Origin of the sequence: Microcystis sp. LE19-41.2A (assembly GCF_027530405.1) — a bacterium.
Taxonomy (GTDB): Bacteria; Cyanobacteriota; Cyanobacteriia; order Cyanobacteriales; family Microcystaceae; genus Microcystis; species Microcystis aeruginosa.
In genome coordinates, this window is record NZ_JAPZQJ010000035.1 from 1 (window position 1) to 3,871 (window position 3,871).

Annotated in this window: 3 protein-coding genes and 2 pseudogenes; 2 read left to right on the forward strand and 3 right to left on the reverse strand. The window is 43.1% G+C overall.

From position 1 onward, the window contains the following. Positions 1-152, reverse strand: a pseudogene (locus tag O9290_RS01800) (ISL3 family transposase); the annotation flags it as partial. 177 nt (positions 153-329) lie between these two features. Here O9290_RS01800 and O9290_RS01805 point away from each other — a divergent pair. Then, positions 330-1,451, forward strand: a complete 1,122-nt coding sequence (locus tag O9290_RS01805; RefSeq protein WP_002761543.1) for a glycosyltransferase — start codon at positions 330-332, stop codon at positions 1,449-1,451. 21 nt (positions 1,452-1,472) lie between these two features. Here O9290_RS01805 and O9290_RS01810 read toward each other — a convergent pair whose 3' ends face one another. Further along, positions 1,473-2,516, reverse strand: coding sequence for a glycosyltransferase (locus O9290_RS01810; protein ID WP_002761542.1), 1,044 nt, complete (start codon positions 2,514-2,516; stop codon positions 1,473-1,475). Positions 2,517-2,766: 250 nt separating this feature from the next. Continuing rightward, the gene (locus O9290_RS01815; RefSeq protein WP_002761541.1) at positions 2,767-3,252 is read right to left on the reverse strand and encodes a hypothetical protein; all 486 of its coding nucleotides are present in this window, start codon (positions 3,250-3,252) and stop codon (positions 2,767-2,769) included. Between the two features lie 153 nt (positions 3,253-3,405). On the opposite strand from O9290_RS01815, the pseudogene O9290_RS01820 reads away from it, so the two are divergent. Beyond that, positions 3,406-3,871 (forward strand): annotated as a pseudogene (locus tag O9290_RS01820) (helix-turn-helix domain-containing protein); the annotation flags it as partial.

Here is a 3,871-nt window from a genome sequence, read left to right on the forward strand (position 1 = left end):
TGATTGATTCTGTCCAAGGTTTGATGGCAATTCGGACATTCAATTGTTTCATTTAAAAGAGCGAGCTTTAGGAAAATTGTCTGAGCAATTTTTTGATAATTGACCACTGTTACATTTGGTAAATCGAGGATTTGATCAAAATTTATCCACATAACCCACCTCCTGTTCTGTGTTACTATTATACCATGCTCACACAGAACCTAGAAGAGCCGGGTGCGGAATGTGTGGTAGAATATAGCGGTGTGCAGTCGTATGAGGTACAGTGTCACGAGCTATAAACCATGCTAGGCAAAGCTTGGTTTGTATCTCACTCAAGCGCTTACCGCTATATGTCCCGCCTCCATTTCGGGAAACAAATTTTTTCAAAAACGATGATCGTTTCTTCCCCCCCCGTAAGTATCGTGATCCCGACCTACCAAGGCGAGAGATTTTTAGAGGAAACACTTGCGTCAGTCCGAGCGCAAACCTATCCGGCTTTAGAGATTATTATTTCCGATGACGGCTCGACCGATCGCACTTTAGAGATCGTTAAAGACTTTCAACAACAAACCGCGTTAGATTGTCAAGTCTTCACTCATGAGCACTTGGGGATGGTCGATAATTGGAATTGTGCGGTTTCCCGATCGAGGGGTAAATATATTAAATTTTTATTACAAGATGACCTTCTTGACGCAAATTGTGTGTCGGAAATGGTCGAACTGGCGGAGAGCGATAGAGAGATTGGATTGGTGTTTTCCCGCCGCGATCTTCTTCTGTCGGAGGAGGCGAAAACGAACGATACCTGTTTGGCGATCGTGCGTCAGATCGAGAATTTACATTCCGGTTGGTCACGACTCGCGTTAGTTCAGTCGGGAAGAAGTTTATTAAGCGACCCGCGTTTTTTAGAGGGATGTATTAATAAAATCGGCGAACCCAGCACGGTTTTAATCCGCAAAGAAGTTTTCGATACCGTAGGGGAATTCGATCCTGATCTCTGCCAACACGTGGACATCGATATGTGGTGTCGGATCATGCTGAACTATAAGGTGGGATTTATTGATCGAACTCTCTCGTTTTTTCGCGTGCATCTTTCCCAGCAAACCTTACAGAATCAACAGAGTGATCGCATCTCAACCGACCTGCAACTCTTTTTGCGTAAAATGATGGTCGATCCTTGCTATAGCGAGCTTCCCACCTGTTTAACCAGCGCGATTTATGTAAAACTCAAGGAAGAAAGAGACGATCTGCTCGCTCGGAATACAACCCACCAACAGAGAATTCAAGAACTGGAAATTACCGAGTCAGAGTTACAAGCAGAACGAAGTAAACATTTACATCTTATCGAAAAAATATCTACAGAATTGCAGAAAGCTCAAGATGTCATTACAGGAATGGAAAGTAGTAAGTTCTGGAAAATTAGAACGACTTGGAAACAAACGAAGCGAGTGTTAAGACTTCCAGACAACGATTGAGCATCGAGCGACCATTCTCTATTAAAAACCGATTTTTTTCTTAAATTCGTGCCAGAGCGCGAGCATCGTCCCTAATTTACTCTCTCGCATCTCTTGCAAGGGACGGATCGCTTCCGTAAGCTCTTCCACTTCCCGTCGAGCGTTCAAAAAGTACTTTTGGGTTTTGGATAATTCCTGCTCGAGTTCTCTCTCATGGTCTTCTAACTGTTGGATTCTGAGAATAGCCCGATCTCGTTGCGCTACAAAATCATCGAGCCGCTCGCCCAACTCTTCAACTGTTAATCGATTCTCGTGGATGACTTCCCTCAATTCATCGATTTTCGACCAATTCTCGTAGATATATTTAAATAGAATTTCTATATTTTGTAGATAAAGTTCTCGATGATTTTGAAAGATTCGGGTATGGAGAGCGATCGCTCTTGAATTCGCCTCCGTATTTCTAGAAGATTTTTTTTGTCGATAATAAAACAAAATTTCTGAAATTCTATATACTTTTCTTCCCGTTTCGATTATCGCTAGCCAGAAATCGTAATCTTCCCAGCCATCGTTCATATTAGGATTATATCCGTCGACTTTCTCCCAGTCGGATTTTCTAAAAAAACCGGAGCAGAAAATCACGTTCTGTACTAATATATCGGGAAATCGGTAGGGAGGTAACTCCCATTTACCCTGCCGCTCGCCGAAAAACTCCACCTCGCAGTAAACGATCCCCGTATCGGGATTATCATCGAGAATTTTTACCGCTTTCTCTAAATATTCGCTACCGATTCGGTCATCGGCATCGAGGGGCAGGATATATTTACCCCTCGCGTGGGAGATCGCTGTATTGCGAGCGCTAACCACTCCCCGATTCTCGGTACGGATCACCCGCGTTCTCTTTCGTCGGTAATCTCGTAGGAGATCGTTCGTCAGCCCCGTCAGCCCGTCGTCCGATCCATCATCGACGATAATAATCTCGAAATCTTGATAGGTCTGTCCGAGAACCGATTGGATCGCTTCATCGAGATAAATACCTTGGTTATAGCAGGGAACGATGACGGAGACGGTGGGGGATAGTTCGCTCATCTACAGGAAGGGGGGATCGATCGGATGTCGCCCGAATCATACCACGGAAGCGATCGATGCGGAACCCGTCACATTAGACATCTCCAAAAATCTATACCCCAGTCATAGCAATGAACTTGGCTGATAAAAACTTGATGCTAAATTTAGTTCAAGAAAAAGTTACAGCCTTTCTCAGATAGATGAGGCGTCGTGTTCTAAATCTGTGGAAGCGAGTTTAAATGGCACAGCCAAATTCTCGTGTTTTACCAATTTAAGCGGCATCAGGTAACGGCAAATCCTTGATGGGCTGGGGTTTTTGAATTTTTCGGTAGTTTCTCGATGGCACACCCTTGAGAGCAAGTGCCGAAAAATCATTGACCCGAATATTGAGGTGATGGCTCAAACGACCAGCAGTTGGTTGGGGTTTCTTATCCCAGGGTCCTGTAGCGAGCGGTTCGCAGACAGCAGCGATCGCTTTAAGTAAACAACCAGCCAACAAAGCCAGACCAATTCGACGCCTGATAGAATTCTCCGTCCAAGCTCTCGGCATCTCCATCCCCGCTGTATCCTGAGCCACAAAGAAATTAGTTTCAACTGGGGAACGATGACTGTAGGCCAGACGCAATTCGACGGTAGTCAACTCCCTCGCCATAGTCCCAATGAGTAGAGGACGGTCATAGTCAGGATGATCTACTCTTACCACATCTAGGATAGTCTGGGCAAAGTCTTCAAAGTGAAGCTGATTCCACCGTCTCACTCGTATTTCTTTTTCTTCTTCGATGACAGTAAAATCTCAGCAATTCTCATTTTGAAATAAATATACTTTGCACGGCTACAACTTGCATTTTTTACTCAAAGACAATAATATAGTTTAAGAGTCATAATTAGAAGCAAAGCACTCATTGAAAACATGATTAACCTAGAATTCACGGAAGAAGAAAAGAACTCACTTTCTTAGGAAAGATTTCATCATCCCCATCCCCGGGTTCAACTGAAGATGGAAGTTCTCTGGTTAAAGAGCCAAAAGATACCGCACCAAAAAATTTGTCAGTTAGCAGGAATCTCGCCAAATACCTTATTAACCTATCTTCGAGATTATCAAGAAGGCGGAATAGAAAAATTAAAAGAAATCAACTTCTATCGACCTAAAAGTGAATTAGAGTCTCAAAAAGAAACGCTCAAAAAATACTTCGAGAAAAATCCACCAGCCACAATAAATGAAGCTGTATATAGGAGAGAAGAATTAACGGGAATAAAACGAAGTCCTACCCAAGTGAGAAAATTTTTAAAATCAATGGGAATGAAATGTTTAAAAGTAGGTTCTCTTCCTTCTAAAGCTGACCCAGATGAACAAGAGGACTACAAAGAAAAAAAGC